General features: G+C 63.7%; 19 protein-coding genes and 1 pseudogene. 9 read left to right on the top strand and 11 right to left on the bottom strand.

Going from position 1 to position 18,383, the window contains the following annotated elements; all coding sequences use genetic code 11:
• Both AC04SF_RS12275 and AC04SF_RS12270 read right to left on the bottom strand, forming a co-directional pair.
• Positions 1-975, bottom strand: coding sequence for a WD40 repeat domain-containing protein (locus AC04SF_RS12275; protein WP_488478014.1), 975 nt, complete (start codon positions 973-975; stop codon positions 1-3).
• A gap of 247 nt (positions 976-1,222) precedes the next feature.
• Positions 1,223-2,293: a CobW family GTP-binding protein gene (locus tag AC04SF_RS12270; protein ID WP_488478013.1), complete on the bottom strand. Its 1,071-nt coding sequence runs from the start codon at positions 2,291-2,293 to the stop codon at positions 1,223-1,225.
• 402 nt (positions 2,294-2,695) lie between these two features.
• Here AC04SF_RS12270 and AC04SF_RS12265 point away from each other — a divergent pair, with 402 nt between their 5' ends.
• Positions 2,696-3,166, top strand: coding sequence for a MarR family winged helix-turn-helix transcriptional regulator (locus AC04SF_RS12265; protein WP_096452889.1), 471 nt, complete (start codon positions 2,696-2,698; stop codon positions 3,164-3,166).
• On the opposite strand, the gene AC04SF_RS12260 is transcribed toward AC04SF_RS12265, so the two are convergent.
• A complete protein-coding gene (locus AC04SF_RS12260; protein WP_488478012.1) occupies positions 3,167-4,039 on the bottom strand; it encodes an AraC family transcriptional regulator in 873 nt (290 codons plus the stop codon).
• Positions 4,040-4,091: 52 nt separating this feature from the next.
• On the opposite strand from AC04SF_RS12260, the gene AC04SF_RS12255 reads away from it, so the two are divergent.
• The gene (locus AC04SF_RS12255; RefSeq protein ID WP_488478589.1) at positions 4,092-4,499 is read left to right on the top strand and encodes a DUF2000 family protein; all 408 of its coding nucleotides are present in this window, start codon (positions 4,092-4,094) and stop codon (positions 4,497-4,499) included.
• Positions 4,500-4,504: 5 nt separating this feature from the next.
• On the opposite strand, the gene AC04SF_RS12250 is transcribed toward AC04SF_RS12255, so the two are convergent.
• The gene (locus tag AC04SF_RS12250) at positions 4,505-5,743 is read right to left on the bottom strand and encodes a multidrug effflux MFS transporter (RefSeq protein WP_488478011.1); all 1,239 of its coding nucleotides are present in this window, start codon (positions 5,741-5,743) and stop codon (positions 4,505-4,507) included.
• Positions 5,744-6,212: 469 nt separating this feature from the next.
• On the opposite strand from AC04SF_RS12250, the gene AC04SF_RS12245 reads away from it, so the two are divergent.
• The 4 genes and pseudogenes from AC04SF_RS12245 to AC04SF_RS12230 all read left to right on the top strand — a co-directional run.
• Positions 6,213-7,097 carry a DMT family transporter gene (locus tag AC04SF_RS12245; RefSeq protein WP_488478010.1) on the top strand — a complete coding sequence of 295 codons (885 nt, stop codon included), beginning with the start codon at positions 6,213-6,215 and terminating at the stop codon, positions 7,095-7,097.
• 78 nt (positions 7,098-7,175) lie between these two features.
• Entirely contained in the window at positions 7,176-8,198 is a 1,023-nt protein-coding gene (locus AC04SF_RS12240; protein WP_081850252.1) for a LacI family DNA-binding transcriptional regulator, read from the top strand.
• Positions 8,195-9,178: a 2-hydroxyacid dehydrogenase gene (locus AC04SF_RS12235; RefSeq protein ID WP_488478009.1), complete on the top strand. Its 984-nt coding sequence runs from the start codon at positions 8,195-8,197 to the stop codon at positions 9,176-9,178. The genes AC04SF_RS12240 and AC04SF_RS12235 overlap by 4 nt, the downstream gene beginning before the upstream one ends.
• A gap of 83 nt (positions 9,179-9,261) precedes the next feature.
• Positions 9,262-9,651 (top strand): annotated as a pseudogene (locus AC04SF_RS12230) (hypothetical protein); the annotation flags it as partial.
• Between the two features lie 8 nt (positions 9,652-9,659).
• Here the strand turns inward: AC04SF_RS12230 and AC04SF_RS12225 are convergent.
• The gene (locus tag AC04SF_RS12225; RefSeq protein ID WP_244734366.1) at positions 9,660-10,451 is read right to left on the bottom strand and encodes a gamma-glutamyl-gamma-aminobutyrate hydrolase family protein; all 792 of its coding nucleotides are present in this window, start codon (positions 10,449-10,451) and stop codon (positions 9,660-9,662) included.
• 246 nt (positions 10,452-10,697) lie between these two features.
• Here AC04SF_RS12225 and AC04SF_RS12220 point away from each other — a divergent pair, with 246 nt between their 5' ends.
• Positions 10,698-11,807, top strand: a complete 1,110-nt coding sequence (locus AC04SF_RS12220; protein WP_096452903.1) for a TRAP transporter substrate-binding protein — start codon at positions 10,698-10,700, stop codon at positions 11,805-11,807.
• A 57-nt stretch (positions 11,808-11,864) separates the two neighbouring features.
• On the opposite strand, the gene AC04SF_RS12215 is transcribed toward AC04SF_RS12220, so the two are convergent.
• The 6 genes from AC04SF_RS12215 to AC04SF_RS12190 form a co-directional block, all read right to left on the bottom strand.
• On the bottom strand, positions 11,865-11,990 hold the full coding sequence (locus AC04SF_RS12215; RefSeq protein WP_488478008.1) for a hypothetical protein: 126 nt from the start codon (positions 11,988-11,990) through the stop codon (positions 11,865-11,867).
• Positions 11,987-12,238: a VOC family protein gene (locus AC04SF_RS12210; protein ID WP_488478007.1), complete on the bottom strand. Its 252-nt coding sequence runs from the start codon at positions 12,236-12,238 to the stop codon at positions 11,987-11,989. Before AC04SF_RS12210 ends, AC04SF_RS12215 begins: the two co-directional genes overlap by 4 nt.
• A gap of 332 nt (positions 12,239-12,570) precedes the next feature.
• Positions 12,571-13,599, bottom strand: coding sequence for a zinc-dependent alcohol dehydrogenase family protein (locus tag AC04SF_RS12205; protein ID WP_488478006.1), 1,029 nt, complete (start codon positions 13,597-13,599; stop codon positions 12,571-12,573).
• A gap of 13 nt (positions 13,600-13,612) precedes the next feature.
• Positions 13,613-15,406 (bottom strand): TRAP transporter large permease, encoded by a 1,794-nt coding sequence (locus AC04SF_RS12200; RefSeq protein WP_488478005.1) that lies wholly within the window; start codon positions 15,404-15,406, stop codon positions 13,613-13,615.
• Positions 15,403-15,987 carry a TRAP transporter small permease subunit gene (locus AC04SF_RS12195; protein WP_096452909.1) on the bottom strand — a complete coding sequence of 195 codons (585 nt, stop codon included), beginning with the start codon at positions 15,985-15,987 and terminating at the stop codon, positions 15,403-15,405. Before AC04SF_RS12195 ends, AC04SF_RS12200 begins: the two co-directional genes overlap by 4 nt.
• Positions 15,988-16,170: 183 nt before the next feature.
• Positions 16,171-17,076, bottom strand: coding sequence for a branched-chain amino acid ABC transporter permease (locus tag AC04SF_RS12190; RefSeq protein WP_488478004.1), 906 nt, complete (start codon positions 17,074-17,076; stop codon positions 16,171-16,173).
• A 142-nt stretch (positions 17,077-17,218) separates the two neighbouring features.
• Between AC04SF_RS12190 and AC04SF_RS12185 the strand changes: the two genes are divergently transcribed.
• Both AC04SF_RS12185 and AC04SF_RS12180 read left to right on the top strand, forming a co-directional pair.
• The gene (locus AC04SF_RS12185; protein WP_488478003.1) at positions 17,219-17,830 is read left to right on the top strand and encodes a CGNR zinc finger domain-containing protein; all 612 of its coding nucleotides are present in this window, start codon (positions 17,219-17,221) and stop codon (positions 17,828-17,830) included.
• A complete protein-coding gene (locus AC04SF_RS12180; RefSeq protein ID WP_096452911.1) occupies positions 17,823-18,356 on the top strand; it encodes a hypothetical protein in 534 nt (177 codons plus the stop codon). The genes AC04SF_RS12185 and AC04SF_RS12180 overlap by 8 nt, the downstream gene beginning before the upstream one ends.
• The last annotated feature ends 27 nt before the right edge of the window (positions 18,357-18,383 follow it).

Genomic DNA, 18,383 nt, shown 5'->3' with positions numbered 1-18,383 from the left:
TCAGGCCGTGATGTCGATGACGCCGCAGTCGCCGGCGGCACTGCCGAAGGCGATGCGGCGTTCTTCCTTGTCCCACATCATCGCGGTGATGGCGCCCTTGCCTTGCCGGCGCAACAGCACTTCCTTGGCGTCGGCGAAGCGCGCGGCGATCACCATGCCGTCCTCATAACCGATCGCCACGACATCCTGGCTTGGATGGCAGGCGACCGAGGTCACCATCGTGTTGCCGCGCGTGCCGAGTTCCAGCGGCGCCTTGCCCATCGGCCCGTCCTTGCCCGAAAACGGCCAGACGATCGCCGCCGGCGCGCCGGAACTCGCCAGCCATTTGCCTTTGGCGCTCCATGACAAGCTTTTCACCTTGCCGGGATAGCCGGTCATGCGCATGTGCTTGCCGTCAGCGAGCTTCCAGCCGTGCAAGGCGTTTTCCTGCATGGTGGTGACGAGGAAGGCGCCGTCCGGCGAAAAGGTGATGCCGGTGTGGGCGCCGGCCCATTCGAGCTCCACCGGCTTGCCCTCGGCGGCCGGGAAATGCAGCGTCGCGCCATTGTAGCGGGCGACACCGAAGCGCATGCCCTTGGGCGAGAACGCCAGCCCCTCAACCGAGCGCGGATGGGCAAATTCCCTTGTCTTGCCATCGGCGAAGCGCACGAAAGCGGTCTTGCCCGTGGCATAGGCGATAGCGCCTTGCGGCCCTGCGGCAACGCTGGTGATCCATTTCTTGCCGGCTGTCGCCACTTCCTGGGCATCGCCGCCGGTCTTAACGGCAAACACCTTGCCGTCCTCGCCGCCGGTGATCAGCCGGTCGTTGGCCGCGTCATGGAAGGCCGTGAGCAACCCGTCATTGGCCTGAACCGTCTTGTGGCCATTGTCGAGCCGATGGACGGCGCCATCGGCCAGGGCGAAATGCGGCACGTCACCGAGGAAGACGGCGGCAACGCAATGGCCTTCAAGGTCGAGAGGGGCAACTGTGGGCATGAGAACCGTTCCAAGTAAATTTGTCGCCAACCCCGGGAAGGCGCCAGCGCGGCCAGGCATGTCGCCAACCTTCTCCCCTTGTGGGAGAAGGTGGATCGGCGCGCGCGCCGAGACGGTTGAGGGGGTGTGACGGAGCACGGTCATTGCCAAGCTGGAGCACCCCTCATCCGACCTCGCTTCGCGAGGCCACCTTCTCCCACAGGGGAGAAGGAAGAAGGGGCAGCGCTAGCGCCATAAAGTCAGGAAATCAAGCCGCCTGGCAGGCCTCAAAACTCTTCTTCAGCCGCTCGGCGTCCAGCTCGCGGCCGATGAACACCAGCCGGCTCTCATGCTTCTCGCCGTCCTTCCAGGCGCGTTGGTGGTCGCCCTCGATGATCATGTGTACGCCCTGGATGACGTAGCGCTCGTCATCGCCCTTGAGCGCAATGATGCCCTTCAGCCGCAAGATGTTGGGGCCTTCCATCTGGGTGATCTTCTCGATCCATGGGAAGAACTTCTTCGGGTCCATCTCGCCGCCGCGCAGCGACACCGACTGCACCGTCACGTCGTGGATGTCGGAAGGATGCGCGTGGTCGTGATCATGATGATCATGCCCGTCATGATCATGGTGATCGTGGCCATCATGGTCGTGATGATCATGATCGTGGTCATGATGATCGTCATGCGCCTCGAGGAAATGCGGATCGTTTTCCAGCGCCCGCGACAGGTCGAAAGCGCCGCGGTCGAGCACTTCCGACAGGGCGACGCCGGCGCGCGTGGTGCGGTGGATCCTGGCCGCCGGATTGATGGCGCGGATCGTCGCTTCGACCTTGGCCAGCTCTTCCGGGGTGACCAGATCGGTCTTGTTGAGCACGACGACATCGGCAAAGGCGATCTGGTCCTCGGCTTCCTTGGAATCCTTGAGCCTGAGCGGCAAATGCTTGGCGTCGACCAGCGCCACCACCGCATCGAGCTTGGTCTTGGAGCGCACATCGTCATCCATGAAGAAGGTCTGTGCCACCGGCACTGGATCGGCAAGGCCGGTAGTTTCGACGACGATGGCGTCGAAACGGCCGGGCCGGCGCATCAGGCCTTCGACGACGCGGATCAGGTCGCCGCGCACCGTGCAGCAGACGCAGCCATTGTTCATCTCGTAGATTTCCTCATCGGATTCCACGATCAGGTCGTTGTCGATGCCGATTTCGCCGAATTCGTTGACGATGACCGCGTAACGCCTGCCATGGTTTTCCGACAGGATGCGGTTGAGCAGCGTCGTCTTGCCGGCGCCGAGATAGCCGGTGAGAACGGTTACGGGGATCTGCGTCTGTGCGTCGCTCATGGGTTGCCTCGAAAATGACTGGGCCTTGAAATCCAGGCCGCGAAAAAGGGATTGTCGGCTCCATATAGGATGTGTGCGGGGCTTTTGCACGGGGCAAACCGATGGGCCAAAGCTCTCGGCCCGGCCACTGGGATATCGGCGTGCCGGATGACTGCGGAAGTGCGCCTTTGTGGCGAGCAAAACGCATCTCATGCCATGCGCGCCTCGTCCTTGCGGCGATTCCTGTGCGGCCAAAAGTCGTTTGTCATCTAACTGAAATAAACATCTGGCATTAGCCACGGTGGGCACCGCAATGCTTGCCGGCAAAGCTGTTTCACGCGCCGGATTCTTTTTATCGTCGATTGCCAACCGGCCGGCTGCGTCTATGCTGTCGCTACCGGTATGGCCGAAGAGGGATGAACCATGGCCAAGGCGGACAAGACTGCAACAATGAGCCGGCTGCATTCGGCGGCCAGGCTGGCAAGAACCGCGCTGGCGGCCCGGCTTCTGGCGCATGGCTTCTATGCCGGCCAGGACCAGATCATGCTGGCGCTCGACCGCGAGGATGGCCAGACGCCGGGCAATCTTGCCGGCCGCCTTGGCGTGCGCCCGCCGACCATCACCAAGACCATCAACCGGCTGCAGGCGCAGGGTTTTCTGGAAAAGCGCGCCTCCGAGGCCGATGCCCGCCAGGCGCACATCTTCCTCACCGACAGCGGCCGCGAGACCATCCGCGCCATCGAGAAGTCGGTGAAGAAGACCGAAAAGCAGGCATTGAAAGGCCTCGACAAGAAGGACCAGAAGGCGCTGTTCAAGCTGCTGGCCCGTATCGAGGCCAACCTCTCCAACGAGGAGCTGGAGCTGATCGACGACGACGCCGAGTCGGACGACTGATCACGCCGCCGCCGGGGCCGAGTCCCGGATCAGCGACGACCAGCGTCCTGGCGTCAGGCCGAACGCTTTCTTGAATTGCCTGTTGAAGTGGCTCTGGTCGGTGAAGCCGGCCTCGACCGCGATTTGCGCCAGCGGTTCGCCGGCGGTGATCATCCGCCGCGCGCGCTGAAGCCGGCGCATCACCAGGAAACGATGCGGGCTGGTCGAGAAGGCCGCGCGGAAATGCCTCGATAAGGCATAGCGGTCAAGCCCGGTGATGGCCTCCAGTTCGCCGGATCGCACGGGCCGCGTTGCGTTCTCCGTCAAATAGTCCCGCGCCAGCGCGGCCGCCCGCCACGCCGTTCTGGCCATCGGCTTCGCCGGCTGGCCGGCATGGCGCGCCAGGCTTCGCATTAGTTGCGTGAGAAAATCGTCGACGAACAGCTCGTCGAGTTCCTGCTGCAGCGGCCCCAGCGCCGAAAGCAGCGTGGCGCAGAAGGCGTCATCCTTCACCACGGCATCCCCGACGAAGGGCAGAGAAGCGCCGCCAAGGCAGTCCAACATCAGCGACGGTTCGAGATAGAGCATCCTGTAGCGCAACCCATCCTCGGTGCCGGCGCCGCCATCATGCAATTCGTCGGGATGCAGCACGATGATCTGGCCGGGCAGGCTCAGCCGCGTCGCGCCGCGATAGCGGAAGGTCTGCACACCCTGCAGCGTCACCCCGATCGCGTAGGTGTCATGACGATGCAGGTCGAAGGCGCTGCCGTGGAAGCGCGCCTCGATCCGCTCCATCCCCGCGGGGTCGGGAGCCGAGATGATGCAGTTTTCCGCCGCATCCGCGCACAAACGTCCAAGACCTTCGAAGGCCTGGCTGCCTAGATCGTGCGACATCGTCTCCTTCAGCCCCGACATCGGGGCACAACCTCGAATGGTCCATTTTCTCATGTTCGATACGAAATTTGCAATCGTGCTGCGGGAAGATCTGCCCGTCTGGCAGAAGCTCAATGTCACCGCCTTCCTGACCAGCGGCGTCGTCGCGCAGTTTCCTGACATCATCGGCGAGCCCTATCGCGACCGCTCCGGCAACCTCTACAATCCGCTGTCGATCCAGCCGGTCATCGTGCTGTCGGCCGACCAGGCGACGCTGGCCACCATCCACCGGCGCGCGCTGGAGCGCGGCGTGACGACCTCGCTCTATGTCGAGGAGATGTTTTCCACCGGCTTCGACGCCGCCAACCGCGCTGTCTTTGCACAATTCGCGCCGGAAGACGCGAAGGTGGTCGGCATCGCGCTGCGTGCCGAGAAGAAGCTCGTCGACAAGATCACCAAGGGCGCCCGTATGCACACATAAGGATTTCAACCAGCTGGCTGCCGCCGATCGAGAACAGCGGCATACAGTGCCGCCAGCAATGCGAGTGCCGCCGATATCAGCATCGTGACCAACAGCGCAGGGATCGACCCTGCCAGGAACAGGCCGGCGATGGCGGCTATGAGTGCTCCGCCGCCGATCCGCATCGCGGCGGCCAGTCCTGCGGCGGTGCCGACCAGATCCTGTCGCACCGACAAGGCGCCGCTGTTGGCGGCAGGCATGGTCAATCCATTGCCGACGCCGATGAACAGGCAAGGTCCAAAGAAGGCCAGGATGTGCGTGATGCCAAAGCCTGACAGGACCAGACCGGCCAACAGGCCAGCGCAGGTCAGCAGGCGCGCAAAGACAAGTGTGGCGCCGAGCGAGGTCTTCGCGGCGTAGCGCCCGGCCAGATAGCTGCCGAGAATGAAGCCGGTTGGAACCAATCCCATGTAAAGGCCGAGCTTCGCGCTTGATCCACCGAGCGCGTCGCCGACGACCAATGGGGCTCCGCCCAGGAACACATAAAGCACCCCCATCGAGGCGGCCATGCACAGCGTGTAGGCCCAGAACCGCGCTGAACCCAGGAGCAGCCCATAGGAGGCAAGGTAGTTCCTGTTCGATCTCGGTAATGGAATTCTTCTGATCTCGCGCATGGACAGGGCGAAGGCGGCTATCCCGAGGATCGCAAAGACAACGAAGCTTGAACGCCATCCGAACAGCTCGTCCAAAGACCCGCCAAACAAAGGACCGACCATGGGCGCGAGCGCCCACCCCATGGCGAGGTAACCGAATTTGCTGGCGGCTTCGCGCTCGTCCGATGTCTCCTTGATGATGACCAAGGCGACCGAATAGCAGGGACCGATGCACGCCTGCATCGCGCGAAACAGAAGGAAAGTGCCGATATTGGGAGCCAGAGCGCAGCCGATGGACGCCGCGACGAAGATCGAGAGGGATATCAAGACGACCAGCCTGCGCCCAAATCGGTCCGATAGTGCGCCCCCGATGGCCTCTATGACGGCGGTGATGATCGCGAAGCCGGCAACCGACAGATTGACCAATGCGAAATCAGCTTGGAACGTTGCGGCAATGTTCGGCAGCGACGGCAAAATCATGTTCACCGGCAGCACGGCAAGAGCCGAAAGCAGGATAAGGGTAATTAGCCGGGGCGGAGCAACGGGTTTGGGGACGACCGTTGTCTCGAGCATGTCCGTGCCCGGACTCCGAATGGGGTTATCGCTCGCCATGATCTCGCTCGCCTTGTCGGTGGGATTGAAGGGAGGGTCTGACGGGGCGGCCCAAATTCCGGGCATAAAAAAGGGCCCCGTCAGGAGCCTGCTTACCGCGCATGGGTGCTTTCGCCGGATGGTTACACCATCCTGCCCATGCGCTCCCTTACGACGATCAAAGCCATTGCGATGTTCATGGCACCAGAGCTAGGCGCAAGAGGTGCATGTCGTCAAGGCAGCACGCGCTCGGACGTCGATCGGCAACAGAGCCATGCAAGTGGTCTGTCGGAGCAATTCCAGGAACAAGAGTGAAATGGTGAATTGCTCTAAGCCTGTCGGCGCGTCTTGTTGTGCCAGACGCTTTTGGCTTGCCGGCAAGCGACAATTCCCGCAAAGGTGGGCTCCAGCCCTGCTTTTCCCCGGCCTGCAAGTGAATGCTTCCCAAAGATATGTCGAGAGCGCGACGCCGCCCGTGGCGATTCTGTGCATGCTCACCACCTACGTCTTCTTCACCTTCCTCGACACCTCAAGCAAATATCTCGTCCTTGCCGGCGTTTCCGCGCTGATCGTCGCTTGGGTGCGCTTTGCCGTGCATGTCGTGCTGGTCGGCACGCTGCTGCGCGGCTGGCGCGAACCCATGCGGTTTCGCCCGGTCAACCTGCCGGCGCAAGTGCTGCGGGGCGTGTTCCTGTTCGGCTCGACCATGGGCAACGTTCTGGCTCTGCGCTCCCTGCAACTGGCGGAGACCACATCGATCTATTTCTTCGGGCCGATGGTGATCACGGCCCTAGCCGGCCCGCTGCTCGGCGAATGGGCCGGCTGGCGGCGTTGGTTGGCCATCCTGGCCGCCTTCGTCGGGGTCCTGATCATCACAAGGCCAGGTGTCGGCGTTTTCGGCATCGGACATCTCTTCGCGCTCGGCTCGATGCTGTCGAACTGCTTCTACGTCATCATGACACGCCGCATGTCGTCGACCGAGACGTCGGAAAGCCTGATCCTGTTCTCGGCGCTGGCGCCGGTGGTGCTGCTTTTGCCCTTGCTGCCGTTTTCCTTCTCGCTGCCGCATGATGGCTGGCATTGGCTCGTGCTGCTCATGCTTGGCGTGTTCGGCGGTGTCGGACACTGGCTGCTGGTGCAAGCCTATCGGCTGGCGACGACCACGGCGCTGGCGCCCTATCCCTATTCGCAGATGGTGTGGATGATCATTTCCGGCTGGATCGTCTTCAAGCAGTTCCCGGATCGCTGGACGCTGGTCGGCGCCGCCATCATCGTCGTCAGCGGCCTCTATATCGTCCATCGCGAGCACCGGCTTCGGCTGCAGAGCCGCGCGGCCTCCGATGTCGAGGCCGAAGCGCTGGCAAAAAAACTTTGATTTGCCCCCGATCGGTGGCATAACGCCGCCTTTAAACAGTTTAGGTCGGAATTCAGGTCGTTCGGGGGGCGCAAGGCGCTGGCACAAAAAATCAAGCTTTCGACGATCGCCGATGCGCTCGGCGTGTCCACCGCCACCGTGTCCCTGGCGCTGCGCGACAGCCCGCTGGTGGCCGGCTCGACGCGCGACCGCATCAAGGAACATGCGCGCGCCATCGGCTATATCTACAACCGCCGCGCCGCCAGCTTGCGCACTTCGCGCTCGGGCATTGTCGGCGTCGTCGTGCACGACATCATGAATCCGTTCTTCGCCGAGATCCTGCGCTCGATCGAAAGCGAGCTCGACCGCAGCCGGCAGACCTTCATCCTGTCCAACCACTACGACCAGCTCGAAAAGCAGCGCACCTTCATCGACACGCTGCTGCAGCTCGGCGCCGACGGCGTCATCATGTCGCCGGCCATCGGCACCCCGGCTTCGGACATCCTGATGGCCGAGGAAAACGGCCTGCCGGCGGTGCTGATCGCGCGCACCGTCGAGGGCGCCGACGTGCCGGTGTTTCGCGGCGACGATTCCTATGGCACCGGGCTTGCCACCAACCATTTGATCTCGCTTGGCCACAAGCGCATCGCCATGATCGGCGGCACCGACCAGACCTCGACCGGCCGCGACCGCTACCAGGGCTATGTCAACGCCATGGAGGCGGCAGGGCTCGAAGTCAGGCCGTCCTGGCGCATCGCCGGCCCGCGCACCAAGCAGGCCGGCTTCGAGGCCGCCGGGCAGTTCCTGGCGCTGAAGGACAAACCGACCGCCGCCTGTTGCTGGAACGATCTCGTCGCCATCGGCCTGATGAACGGCATAGCGCGCGCCGGCTTGGTGCCGGGCATCGACATCTCCGTCACCGGCTATGACGATCTCGAGGAGGCGGCGATCGCCACGCCGGCGCTGACCACCGTCTGGAACGGCCAGCGCGAAGTCGGCCGCCGCGCCGCCAGTGCGCTGCTCGACAAGCTCAACGGACAGACGGTGCGCCCCTCACAGGAATTGATCAAGCCGGAACTGCATGTGCGCCAGTCGACCGGCAAGCCGGTGGAGCGTGCATGACCAAAGCCGAACAGCTGCAAGCCGTCGCCATTCTGGTGCCGGCTGACTTCAGCGACCATGCCGTCCGGCGCATCGATCGCACCTTCAAACAGGTCAGAATAGAGCGCGCCGATCCGGCGCTGGTCACCGACGAGATGCGCCGCGCGGTGCGTGGCATTGCCTCCTTTGCCGGCATCAGCGCGGCGATGATGGACGCGCTGCCCAATCTCGAAGTCATTGCCTCCTTTGGCGTCGGCTATGATTCGGTCGATGTCGGCCACGCCGCGGCGAAGAACATCATGGTCACCAACACGCCCGACGTTCTGACCGAGGAGGTCGCCGATACCGCGATCGGGCTGCTGATCAACACGATCCGTGACCTGCCACGCGCGGAAAACTGGCTGCGCGACGGCAGTTGGGTGCGCAAGGGCAACTATCCGCTGACCCGGCTGACCTTGCGCGCGCGCCGCGTCGGCATTTTCGGCATGGGCCGCATCGGGCAGGCCATTGCCCGGCGGCTTGAGGCGTTCGGCCTGCCGGTCGCCTATCACAACCGGCGCCGTGTCGAAGGGCTTGCCTACCAGTACCATTCGACGCTGAAGGGCCTTGCCGAAGCGGTCGACACGCTGATTTCGGTGGCGCCCGGTGGCGCTTCGACGCAGAAGGCGGTCAATGCCGAGATCCTGTCGGCGCTAGGCACCAACGGCGTCTTCGTCAATATCGGCCGTGGCAGCACGGTCGACGAGGCGGCCCTTGCGGCGGCGCTCGCCGATGGCACCATCGCCGCCGCCGGGCTGGATGTCTTCGCCGACGAACCGAACGTGCCCAAGGCGCTGCTCGACGCGCCCAACACGTCGCTGTTGCCGCATGTCGGCTCGGCCTCTGAGCACACACGCCGCGCCATGGCCGATCTGTGCGTCGACAATCTGGTGTCCTGGTTCACCGAGCGCCGGCCGCTGACGCCGGTGCCGGAGACAGCGCATGTGAAGGCTCCCGGTTGAGTGCCAGGCTGCCACATCTATTAACGTCGGCTTAACCCTTTGGAATCATTGTTCATCCTGTGCGCGTGCATGGATGAAGAACGATGAGAGTGCTTTCCGCCTTTGTTGCAATCACCGCCCTGTTTGGGGGCGTTCAGCTGTTTCATGGCGGCAATGGGGAAAGCGTCGCCGAAGAGGTCACGCCGTCCAACAGCTACAGGCTGGTCGCCAATGGCGACCAGGGAGCCTGCGCGGTGACGCGGGGCGCTTCGATTTCGGATGGCTTGTCCCTGCTTACCGTCGCTCGGACATGCCGTCGTCTGCTGCCTGGCATAGAGCGGGCAAAGTTTTGGCATGACCAGAATGACGGCACGGTGGCCTTCAGCGCCAACGGCGTCGATCCGATTGTCACCTTCGCCGTGGCGGATGGCGACGGTTACGAATCCTATGCGCCAGCCACGCCCTTGCTGTCGCTGGCGGGGACCGGAAGACTGACGACTGATTACTCCGCGGCGGCCCGCGCACCGGCCTTCGCGGCGGCGTGCAGGCGCACGGCATCCCCGAAGGCGCGGAAGATCTTGGCCGAGTTGCTGTCCGAGTTGACCCAGTATTCCGGATGCCACTGGACGCCGACGGCGAAGGCGCGGGCGCCCTTGACCGAAACCGCTTCGACCGTTCCGTCAGTGGCGACAGCCTCGATCTCAAGCTTCGAGCCCAGCCGGTCGATCGCCTGGCGGTGCAAGGAATTGACCTTGATCTCGCCGGCGCCGAACACGCCGGCCAGGCAACTGCCCGGCTTGATCGAAATGGTCTGGTGGATGACGAAGCGCTCATCCTGTTTGTCGCTCACCGGTGCGCGGTGGTCGAGCGAACCCTCGCGCTCCTGGATCTCGGTGCCCAGAGTGCCGCCGAGCGCGACGTTCAATTCCTGGATGCCGCGGCAAATGGCGAGCAGCGGCACGCCGCGCTCGATCGCCCGGCGAATCAGCGGCAGCGTGGTGGCGTCGCGCGCCGGATCATAGGGACCGTTGGCTTCGCTGGCATCGCCACCGTAGAGCGAGGGGTGCACGTTGGATTTCGAGCCGGTGACCATGACGCCGTCGACCGAGGACAGGAGTTCGTCGAAGTCGAGCCTGTCGCCGAACGACGGCACCAGCAGCGGGAACACGCCCGCTCCAGTGATCGCGGCTTCCAGATATTGCTGCGGGGCGGCATGCCAGGTGTAGTTGTCGAACTGACGGACGTCGGTCGATATGGCGACGAGCGGCTGCTGCATTTTGGCTCTGGTTTCCATCTGGCAAGGGATATCCTGCCTTCAAAATAGGCGATCCGCTGTGGTTTTTCCATGGCAAGTTTCAGCGTGTCGCATGGGCCACCAAATCCGCTGTTAGACTATAGTTGCAGGGTCGCATGGGTTGGTTACCAAATCCGGCCGCCGTGCTGGACTAGACTTCTCGCCCGTGTATTGTTTCTGCCAACCGATGCGGGAGCCCGAGGATTTCCCGAATGTCGGTCTGTTGATCCAAAAGGGAGGAACTGCATGGATCGTCGTTCATTCATTCGCAAGGCCGGCGTGACCGGCGTCGGCGCCGCGGCGGCGGCGGCAACGCTTGCCGCCCCGGCAATCGCCCAGTCCAATCCCAAGGTGACATGGCGGCTTGCCTCGTCCTTCCCGAAATCGCTCGACACCATTTATGGCGGCGCCGAGGTGTTCTCCAAGATGCTGTCGGAAGCCACCGACGGCAATTTCCAGATCCAGGTCTTTGCCGCGGGCGAACTCGTGCCCGGCCTGCAGGCCGCCGACGCCACCACGGCCGGCACGGTCGAGGCCTGCCACACGGTGGCATATTATTACTGGGGCAAGGACCCGACATGGGCGCTCGGTGCGGCGGTTCCCTTTTCGCTCAACGCACGCGGCATGAATGCCTGGCACTACCATGGCGGCGGCATCGACCTGTTCAACGAGTTCCTCGCCACGCAAGGTCTTTTTGGCCTGCCGGGCGGCAACACCGGCGTGCAGATGGGCGGTTGGTTCCGCAAGGAGATCAACACCGTCGCTGACCTCTCCGGCCTCAAGATGCGCATCGGCGGCTTCGCCGGCAAGGTGGTGCAGAAACTTGGCGTCGTGCCGCAGCAGATCGCCGGCGGCGACATCTATCCGGCGCTGGAGAAAGGCACCATCGACGCCGCCGAATGGGTCGGCCCCTATGACGACGAGAAGCTCGGCTTCTACAAGGTCGCGCCCTATTACTACTATCCCGGCTGGTGGGAAGGTGGCCCGACCGTCCATTTGATGTTCAACAAAGCGAAATACGAGGAACTTTCGCCGGCTTACAAGTCGCTGCTGCGCACCGCGGCGCAAGCCGCCGACGCCGACATGCTGCAGAAATACGATTATGTGAACCCCCCAGCGGTGAAACGGCTGGTGGCCGGCGGCGCCAAACTGCGTCCGTTCAGCCAGGAGATCATGGCCGCCTGCTTTGAGAAGGCCAACGAGGTCTATGCCGAAATGGAGGCCTCGAACGCGCCGTTCAAGAAGATCTGGGAATCGATCAAGGGCTTCCGCAAGGAGCACTATCTCTGGGCGCAGGTGGCTGAGTACAATTACGACACCTTCATGATGGTCCAGCAGCGCAACGGCAAGCTGTAAAACGACCCATAGCATTCGTTGAAAGACCCCGGGCGTGTCGCCCGGGGTCTTTCTTTTTCAGGTCGCAGAGCTGCCGATCTCGACCAGTATTCCGCCCGGCGCACGGCAATAGAACGTCGTTGACTTGAAGCCGCCGCGCGTCAGGTTCTCGACCGCGCCCGGCGCGAAGCCTGCCTCAGTCAATTCGGCCTGCTTGGCATGCACAGGTCTGGATTGCCGACGAAAAAGCCGACGTGAAAGCCGTCCGGGTAAACGGCAGGTTCTCCCTTGCCGGGCGTCATCAAATTGAGGGCAAAGCCATCGGCTCCGCGCAGGATGGCGAAGGCTTGCCTGCCGCGCATGGCGACAAGTTCGAAGCCGAAATGGCTGGTGAAGAAGCCGGCAAGGGCCGCGACTTCCGATGTGGTGAGGTTGAGGTGGTTCAGTTTCATGGTCTTTGTCCTGTCACGGTTGAAACGCGGACAGGCTTGGCTGCAGACCGAGAACCGGCGGGACCGTGGCATCAGGAAATCCGGACATGACCCAACCGGCCCACGGGCTTTCGCCTCGCTTGCCGGCCGCGGGTTCTCCCGCAAATCATGCGGTGAACAGGCCTCCGCCGAGCATGATCCCGAAAAGTGGTGTCCGGCATTCGGACAAGATCATGCTCGAAAAAAGGAACGGAAGAGACCGGACTACCGAACCGGTCATGTCTTTTTCGGCGCCGGCTGGATAGCCGATCGGCGGTGTGGTCGCAAGCGGCCGCGGCGCGACCGGCCTTGGCTCAGGGCCGGCCTGGCACCACCAGCACCTTGACCTCGCCGGGCGCCGGCGGATTGGCGATCACATCGGCCGCCTCTTCGAGCGGCACCTGCCTGGAGATCAGCCGGTCGATCTCGATCGCACCCGACGCGATCAGCTCGGCGGCACGGCGATGCGTATAGGGATTGAGGAACGAGCCGACCACCTTCAATTCCCGAAACAGCAGGTCAAAGGGCTCGAATTCCGCCCTCATGCCTTGTGGCGTCACGCCGACGATGACGACCGTGCCTCCGGCCCTTGCCAGCCGCATCGACTGCTCGACGGTGTCGCGCACGCCGGCGCATTCGAACACCACGTCGACGCCGCCTGGCATCAGGCCCGCCGGTCCGGCAACGGCATCGATGACATCGCCGGCTGTAGGGTCGACCGTCGCTGTCGCGCCGAGTTCCTCGGCGAGCGCGCGCCGCGAGGCCTGCCTGGTCGACAGGATGATGGTCGTGGCGCCGGCCAGCCGCGCCAATTGCACGGTGAGCAGGCCGATCACGCCGCCACCCAGCACGATCACCGAACTGGCCGGCCTAATCTCGGCAAGGTCGACGCCATGCAGGCAGCAGCCGAGCGGCTCGCAGAAGGCGCCGCGCGTCGGCGGCAAGTCGGCGGGCAGGATGAAAGCCTGTTTCTGCGGCAGCACGACATACTCGGCAAAGCCGCCATCGCGGTGGATGCCGATGGCATTGAGATTGCGGCAGAGATTGACCCGGCCGGCATGGCAATGGGGGCATCGCCCGCAGGCGATGTTGGGATCGCCGGTGACACGGTCGCCGACGGCAAAGCCGGAGACGGCGTTGCCGACCGCCTCGATGATGCCGGAAAATTCATGCCCGGGCGTCACCGGCGGCCGGCAGGGGAATTCGCCATGGAAGAGATGCCGGTCGGTGCCGCAGACACCGCAGGCCTCGATCCGCACCAGAAGCTCGTCCGGGCCGGGGACAGGTTTGTCCACCTCACGCAGCGCTATGCTGCCCACCGCCTCCAGCCGCACCGCTTTCATGGCGTCGTCCCCATCAGTTGAAGCTCGGCGGCTGCGAAAGGTCTGGCGCCGGTGTCGCTGGCTTGGACGGCGGCGCATCGCCGAAACTCGGCGGTTGCGACAGGTCCGGCGTGCCAGGAGCGGCCGGTGCGCTGCCGCCATTGGCAGGGGCCGTGCCACCAGGCGGCGGTGTACCGAGCGGTGACAGGCCGGGCGCATCCGGCACCTTGTAGTCGATCGTGCCCGGATCGATCGCCGTGCCCTTGTAGCGCATCACCATTTGCGGGAAGGCGATGGTCAGTCCGATCATCACCACCTGGATCAGGACGAAGGGCACCGCGCCCCAATAGATCTGGCCGGTCGTCACCGGCGCGATCTGCTTGCCGGTGAGGCGGTCGAGATAGGGCACGCGGGCGGCGACCGAGCGCAGGTAGAACAGCGCGAAGCCGAAGGGCGGGTGCATGAAGCTGGTCTGCATGTTGACGCCGAGCAGCACGCCGAACCAGATCAGGTCGATACCCAGCTTGTCGGCTGCCGGCGCCAGCAGCGGCACGATGATGAAGGCCAGCTCGAAGAAGTCGAGGAAGAAGGCCAGGAAGAAGACGAGGAAGTTGACGCCGATCAGGAAGCCGACTTCGCCACCCGGCAGCGAGGTCAACAGGTGTTCGACCCAGATGTGGCCGTTGACGCCGTAGAAGGTCAGCGAGAACACGCGCGCGCCGATAAGGATGAACAGCACGAAGGACGACAGCCGCGTCGTCGAGGTCAGCGCCTGCTTGATAACGTCCAGCGACAGCCGGCCTTTTGCCGCTGCCATGATCAATGCGCCGACGGAGCCCATGGCGCCGCCTTCGGTCGGAGTGGCGATGCCGAGGAAGATGGTGCCAAGCACCAGGAAAATCAGCGCCAGCGGCGGAATCAGCACGATGACCACCTGCTGCGCCAGCCTGGACATCATGTTGAAGTTCAGGCGTTTGTCGGCAATTGCCACGATATAGATGAAGAGCACCCCTACGGTGGCGCCGAGAATGTCGGCATTGTCGCCATGGGTTGGGGCGAGATAGCGATACGCGGCGTAGGAGATGGCCACCGCCACCACCAGCGCCACCAGCAGCGACAGAACGCCGTGGCCGAGCGTGCGGGCCTCGAGCGGCAGAGCCGGCACCGACTTCGGCCGGACGATCGACATGATGAGGATGTAGAGCGCGTAGAGGCCGGTCAGCACCAGACCCGGGATCAGTGCGCCGGCATACATGTCGCCGACCGAGCGGCCGAGCTGATCGGCAAGCACGATCAGCACCAGAGACGGCGGGATGATCTGGGCGAGCGTGCCGGATGCCGCGATGACACCGGCAGCCAGCCGGCGGTCGTAGCCGTAGCGCAGCATGATCGGCAGCGAGATCAGACCCATGGCGATGACGGATGCCGCCACCACGCCGGTGGTCGCCGCCAGCAGCGCGCCGACGAAGATGACCGCGTAGGCAAGGCCGCCGCGGATCGGCCCGAACAGCTGGCCGATTGTGTCGAGCAGGTCTTCGGCCATGCCGGATCGTTCGAGCACGATGCCCATGAAGGTGAAGAACGGAATGGCCAGCAGCGTATCGTTCGACATCACCCTGCTGCCGTAGAAATTATCCGGCAGTGCGTGCAGAAGCGGCCAGGCGAGGTTGATCGATCCACCAGAATAGGGCGATAGGAGCACGCCGATGAAGAAGAACATCAAGCCGTTGGCGGCCAGCGAGAAGGCCACGGGGTAGCCGATCAGCAGGAAGATGATCAGCGAGGCGAACATGATCGGTGCCATGTTCTGGGCGATGAATTCCATCATGAGCGCACCTCGTCGGCCAATGCCTTGGCTTCGAGTTCGGCTTGCTCATGTGCCGATATGAACGGATTGGGGTCGTCCATGTCGCCGCGCATGATGGCGATTTTCTTGATGATTTCTGAAATGCCCTGCAGCGCGAGCAGGAAAAAGCCGACCAGCAGGATGGCCTTGGCCGGCCAGATGATGAGCCCGCCGGAGTTGTTGGACATCTCGCCGCTGCGGAACGACAGGGATACGTAGGGAACGAAATAGAACACCATCAGCGTCACGAACGGCATCAGGAAGAGGAGATGGCCGAGAAGGTCGATCCAGTGCTGCACGCGGCGTGAAAACAGGCCGTAGACGATGTCGATGCGGATATGCTCGTTCTGCTTGAGCGTATAGGCGGCAGCCAGCATGAAGGCGGCGCCGAACAGGTACCATTGCAGCTCCAGCCAGGCATTCGACGAAATGTCGAAGAGCTTGCGGATTACGGCGTTGGCCGCGCTCACCAGGATCGCCAGCAGGATCAGCCAGGATACCGATTTGCCGATGAATTCATTGAGGCGGTCGATACCCCGCGACAGAGCGAGCGGCCCTTCCATGCAGTCCTCCCTTTGTACCGAAGGCGTGCCGGCTCCCCCTGCCGTCACGCCGCGTGGCCCAACGGTATGCCGTGCGTGGCCGGACGGGTCAACACGGATGGGAGCGGCAAAACGGGATTGGATGAAGGGCGGGGCCGGACAAGGGCAGTCTGCCCCGGCGTCATACAACCAAAGTCTGATGGTTCAGACGACCTTGCTGGTGTCGCGGCCGGCGCCGATCAGGATCAGCATGGCCACAAGGAACAGATACATCCACGCGTCGCGCCATTCGAGCGGAAAATAGCCGGCCCACAATGATTCGGCCATGCCGAAGGCGGCTGCGCCGAGTGCTGCCCGTGGCGGTGAGAGATAGCCGCCGACCGCCGTCACGAACAGGATCTTCAGGCCGTAGACGAGGCCGGAGCCGAAGCTGACATTGCCGTAGTAGAGGCTGGCCATGACGCCGGCCAGCGCGGCGCAGAAGCCTCCGAGCAGCACGGCATGCCGGAATACGCTTCGCACATCGACACCGCACAGGGCTGCGGCGCGTGGATCGTCGGAGACAGCGCGCCAGCACCGGCCGAAGTTGGAGCGGGCAAACGCAGATGTGGCAAGTGCGACCGCTGACAGCACCACCGCGCAGTCGAGCACCTGGATCAGCGTCAGCGTCGCCTTGAAGCCGGCGCCTTCGGCGAAGACGATGGGCTGTGCCAGCATTGGCGGCAGCCACAGATCATGCGTGTCGGCCGCGATACGGCTTGCTTCCGACAAGACGATCAGGATGCCGAGTGTCGTCACCACGATGGCGTTGGGCGAGCGGTCGGCCAACGGTTCAAAGACGCTGCGCGACAGGACATGGCTGATCAGCGCGGCATACAGGAATGCCGCCACCACGCCGAACAGCACCGACGCCAGCAGCGTCAGCCACAGCACCTGGTAGCCGAAGGCGACGCTCAGGATCATTGCCTGGCCGCAGAAGGCGAACAGCGCCCCATAGGCGAGGTTGGTGCGGTGCAGGATGCCGTTGATCAGCACGTAGCCGAAGGCGAGCAGCGCGTAGAGCGCGCCCGAATGCAGCCCGTTCAGCACCTGCTGGAGGAAATAGAGCATGCTCAACAACACCAGAAGCATCTCGCCCAGAGGGTTTGGGACGACGGAATGCTCGAGACAAGGCCACGATACCGTGCGCATCGGAGGTTTGCATCGTCGAATCTAACTTGTCAAATGCGATTTATCGGTTAGATTTTGCGGCATGACGGTTGCCTGGACCCCACACCGCTTCACCGGCGGCCTGCTCGCGCTTGATACGGCGAACACCGTCGTGCTGCGTGGCGATCCGGAGCGCACGTTCGACCGCTTCGACGATCCCGTCGAAATCGCCCGCTTTGCCGATGCAGCCAGCGGCTTCCGCGCCGCCGAGCTCGGCGACAGGCAACTGACCGTATCTTCGCCCACGGCAATCGCGCCCGTCGTGCTGTCGATCCGTGAGACGACCGACCGGTTGTTTCGCGGCGCTGTGTCGAAAGGCGCGGTTTCGACCGCCGATCTGCCTGAATTCCTGCGGGCCTGTGCCGAGGGCCTGGCCGGCAGCCGGACTGAGATCGGCACGCCGGGAAGGCCTTTCGGTGATCCCCTGACGCCGATCGCCTTCGAGGCGGCGCTGGCGGTCTCGGCGCTTTCGCTGCTGCGCAACGACACCGTCGCGAGGCTGAGGATCTGTCCCAACTGCACCTGGCTGTTCGTCGACAGAAGCCGCAATTCCAGCCGCCTTTGGTGCGACATGGCGGTGTGCGGCAACCGGCAGAAGGCAAGTCGTCACTATCGTCGCCGCCGCATGGCGGCCCATGAGGTCAAGGATGCCTAGAGGAGTTTCACGCGCGCTCGTTGCCGGCGCCTTGTTGATTGCCGCCGCGACCCTCGGCGCCTGCCGCGACACTGGCGGCGAGGGCAAGCTGTTCGAGGTTTCCGGCAAGATTTTCGTCTTCAATTACCGTCTCGCCAGGGCGACTTACGTCGTGACGCTGCGGCCCTTGCAGCCGATGGGCGAGGGCCAGGTGGCGGTTGCCAGCTTCCAGAACCCAGCCGGCGGCGCACCGTTGGTGGTCGAGCAGAAAGTCTGGCCGAAGCTTGACAAGGTGAGCCTGGAAAGCCCGGCCCTGACCTGCATCGTCAAGAACAAGCCCTATGCCATCGCCATCAGCATCAAGGGCGCCGACGGCGCGATCCTGCAGAAAATCGACACCACACTGATGTCGACGGAAGACCAGTCGATCCTGCCCGACCGGCCGCTGGTCATGGATCAGCTCTATACGGCCAACCCCGACCTCGCCGGCCATCCCGACGGCAAGCTGCCTGGCGAGCCGAAGCCGGACTGCTCGAAAGCCGGCTGACACCTTCCGACAGCAGCGATTCCGGGC

The sequence above is a fragment of the Mesorhizobium sp. CNPSo 4671 genome, assembly GCF_057784245.1.
Note: the sequence above shows the minus strand (reverse complement) of the source record. Positions and strands in the feature narration are given on the sequence as shown.